At 33.4% G+C, this 3864-nt stretch carries 3 protein-coding genes; all 3 read left to right on the top strand.

Annotated features, from left to right (window positions below; genetic code table 11):
- Positions 1–377 precede the first annotated feature (377 nt).
- Positions 378–1571 carry an L-2-hydroxyglutarate oxidase gene (gene lhgO, locus ACIQ0D_RS12025; RefSeq protein ID WP_395805946.1) on the top strand — a complete coding sequence of 398 codons (1194 nt, stop codon included), beginning with the start codon at positions 378–380 and terminating at the stop codon, positions 1569–1571.
- Between the two features lie 9 nt (positions 1572–1580).
- Positions 1581–2873, top strand: a complete 1293-nt coding sequence (locus ACIQ0D_RS12030; RefSeq protein WP_395805948.1) for a nucleotide sugar dehydrogenase — start codon at positions 1581–1583, stop codon at positions 2871–2873.
- On the top strand, positions 2860–3864 hold a 1005-nt coding region (locus ACIQ0D_RS12035), incomplete at its 3' end, for a DegT/DnrJ/EryC1/StrS family aminotransferase (RefSeq protein ID WP_395805950.1). The genes ACIQ0D_RS12030 and ACIQ0D_RS12035, both read left to right, overlap by 14 nt.

Here is a 3864-nt window from a genome sequence, read left to right on the forward strand (position 1 = left end):
ATTGATACAGGTAATTGACAAGCCGATATTACCTTTAGCAGTGGAAAAGTTTGGGAAGGTAAAGGGTATTTTTCTAGGAGGGTTTTTAGCTGGGTTTTTAGTCATAATTGGACTTATTGGTAGACGAGTTTTTCAGAGCATAACACAGTAATTGTTTTGTAGGCTGGTTTCTAAAGCTCTGTTTTCTTATTAATCACTATCTATATAGTTCTGATTTTTTATACTATTGTAGATCAGACTAAAAAAGAGTGTTTTTAAGGAAACGTAAATCTTTAATTTCCAGTCATATTTTGATTACTAAATTTCTTAAAATTTTATAAAACTTAAAAAGTAGAGGGTGTCATTGCGCTTTTAGTGTGCAGTTTTAAAGATATTAAATGAAAGAAGTTGCAATTATTGGTGGTGGAATACTTGGTTTAGCATTAGGATATGAACTAAGTATTTCGCATCCTAATTATAAAGTTACTCTATTTGAAAAAGAAGATGGTATAGGGAAGCATCAATCAGGTAATAATAGTGGCGTATTACATTGTGGATTATATTACCAGCCAGGCTCTCTTAAAGCAAAATTGGCGGTTGATGGAATTCGGGAAATGATTTCGTTTTGCGAAAGAAATGGAATCAATCATGAAGTTTGTGGAAAAATTGTTGTTGCCTCAGATGATAGAGAGATAGGATTATTGGATAACCTAGCGGATCGAGGAGCAAAAAATGGTTTAAAAGGATTGAAATTTCTTAATCAAGAAGAGCTTAAACAGCGTGAGCCAAACGTTAGTGCAAAAAAAGCACTTTTGGTGCCAGAAGAAGGAATTGTTGATTATAAGCAAGTGATGGATGTGATGGCTCGATATATTATCAATTCTGGCGGTAAAATTTATACAAATAATAAAGTGCTAGGGCTTACGACTTCAAATGGAAACTCGACTTTATTAAAATCTGAGAAAAATGAACAAACTTTTGATTTGGTAATCAACTGCTCAGGATTATTCGCTGACAGAACCTATTCTAATTTGACATTTAAAAAGAGTCCAATTAAAATTGTTCCTTTTAGAGGAGAGTACATGCACATTGCTGAAGAATATAAGCATTTGGTTAATCATTTGATTTATCCAGTGCCTGACCCCAAATACCCTTTTTTGGGGGTTCATTTCACAAGAATGGTCAATGGCGGTAGAGAAGTTGGGCCAAATGCTGTTTTGGCATTAAAAAGGGAGGGTTATAAGAACACTGATTTTTCTTTAATTGATACTTTTGATTCTTTGACATATAAAGGATTTCTTAACTTTTTTGCCAAGAATACGAGATTTGCCATGGGCGAATTTTTAAGTTCTTTATCAAAAGGCGCTTTTGTTGTTAAATCTAAAAAGCTAATTCCTGATATTGAAGAGCACATGTTTGTCAAGGGAGGTACTGCAGGAGTTAGGGCTCAAGCAATTAGTCCAAAAGGTGAGTTAATTATGGATTTTAATATTGTAAAAGAAAACAATCAAATTCATGTTCTTAATGCCCCTTCACCTGGTGCAACGGCATCATTGTCCATAGCCAAATACATCATTCAAAATTATATTTAAAACTCATCAATGAAACAAAGTGATTATAAGATTGCCATTATCGGATTAGGATATGTTGGTTTACCCTTAGCCATTGAATTTGGTAAAAAATACAAGGTTTTAGGCTTTGATATAAATCGATCTAGAATTGAAGAGCTAAATCTTTTAAATGATCGTACGAATGAGGCAGATCTTATTGGTTTGAAGCATGCTATGGATTTGGCAAAATCAGATGTTGATTTGGGTCTAAATTTTTCTGCTAACACTGATGAATTAAAAAATTATAATGTTTTTATTGTAACGGTACCCACACCTATTGATCAGTTTAAAGCACCCGATTTAACTCCATTGCTTAAAGCTTCGGAAATGTTAGGCAAAGTGATAAAAAAGGGTGATATCGTAATTTATGAATCTACAGTTTATCCTGGTTGTACGGAAGAGGACTGTGTTCCAGTCTTAGAACAATATTCTGGTTTAAAGTATAATTCTGATTTTTATTGTGGTTATTCACCTGAACGAATTAATCCAGGTGATAAGGTTAATACTTTAACTAAAATCAAGAAAGTTACCTCTGGATCTACGATAGAAATTGCAGAAATAGTTGATAGTTTATACAGAAGCATAATTGAAGCAGGAACTCACAAAGCTCCTAGCCTTAAAGTTGCCGAGGCATCTAAAGCGATAGAAAATGCACAGCGAGATGTTAATATTTCATTTGTTAATGAATTGGCTTTGATTTTTGATCGCATGGGTATTGATACCAATGATGTTTTGGATGCGGCGGGTACTAAATGGAATTTTTTAAAGTATAAGCCAGGACTTGTTGGAGGGCATTGCATTGGTGTAGATCCCTATTACTTGGCTCATAAAGCAGAAAGTTTGGGATATCATCCACAAGTGATTTTATCTGGAAGAAGGGTTAATGATAATATGGGGATGTTTGTAGCAAACAAGCTGGTTAAACTCTTGATAGCAAAAAACCATGTGATTTCAAAATCTAAGGTTTTGGTTTTGGGGATTACCTTTAAAGAAGATTGCCCAGATATACGGAATTCAAAAGTTATTGATATCGTAAAGGAATTACAACAGTTTAATATCGATGTTGATGTATTTGACCCACATGCTGATAAACATGAAGTTGGTGAAGAATACGGTATAAAACTAATCGATAGCATAGAAAATACCTATGATGGTGTTATTTTGGCTGTCTCACATCAAGTATTTTTAGGACTCGAACTAGATAAATTAAAATCATCTAATTCATCTGTTATATTTGATACTAAATCATTTTTAGATCGTTCACTAATTGATGCAAGACTTTAATCCTATGCAAATTGAAATGGTTGACCTTAAAAGTCAATATAATAGAATAAAAACTGAAATAGACGAGGCTGTAATTTCATGTATATCAAGTACTTCTTTTATTAATGGGCCTGCGGTAAAAGAATTTCAAAATAATTTAGAAAAATATTTAGGTGTAAAGCATGTTATACCTTGTTCAAACGGTACAGATTCATTGCAAATTGCGATGATGGCGTTGGGTTTGAGACCAGGTGACGAGGTAATTTGTCCTGCTTTTACTTATGTAGCCACAGCTGAAGTAATTGGACTATTAGGTTTAACACCTGTAATGGTTGATGTAGATCCAAAAACATTCAATTTGAGTGCAAGTGATATTGAGAAGACCATTACTCCTAATACCAGAGCCATTGTTCCTGTTCATTTATATGGTCAATCCTGCGATATGGAACCAATTATGAAATTAGCAGTAAAACATAATTTGTATGTAATTGAAGATAATGCTCAAGCTATCGGTGCTGATTATACATTTTTGGATGGCAGAATAGCAAAGACAGGTACAATTGGCCATATTGGAAGCACATCTTTTTTCCCTTCTAAAAACTTAGGATGCTATGGTGATGGAGGAGCATTAATGACTAATGATGATGAATTAGCAAAAAAAATGAGAATGATTGCCAATCATGGGCAAGAAAAAAAATATTATCACAAAGTCTTAGGCTGTAATTCTAGATTGGATACTATTCAAGCAGCTATTTTAAACGTTAAAATAAAGCATTTAGATTTATATAGTCAGGCTCGAAATGCTATGGCTTCATTTTATGATACGGCTTTCGTAGAGGTAGATGAATTAGAAATACCTGAAAGGCAATTGAATAGCACGCATGTTTTTCATCAATATACTTTGAAAGTTAAAAATGGCAAACGAAATGAATTGCAAAAATATTTGGCCGATAACGGAATTCCAAGTATGATTTATTACCCTCTGCCTCTTTACAAACAAGAAGCATTTCAA

This window comes from Daejeonella sp., assembly GCF_044342615.1.
In the GTDB taxonomy this organism is placed as follows: Bacteria; Bacteroidota; Bacteroidia; order Sphingobacteriales; family Sphingobacteriaceae; genus Daejeonella.

What these genes read in the sequence shown, in the direction of transcription:
- ACIQ0D_RS12030 (WP_395805948.1), top strand. Translation starts at nt 1,581, where the DNA reads ATGAAACAAAGTGATTATAAGATTGCCATTATCGGATTAGGATATGTT.
- lhgO (WP_395805946.1), top strand. Translation starts at nt 378, where the DNA reads ATGAAAGAAGTTGCAATTATTGGTGGTGGAATACTTGGTTTAGCATTA.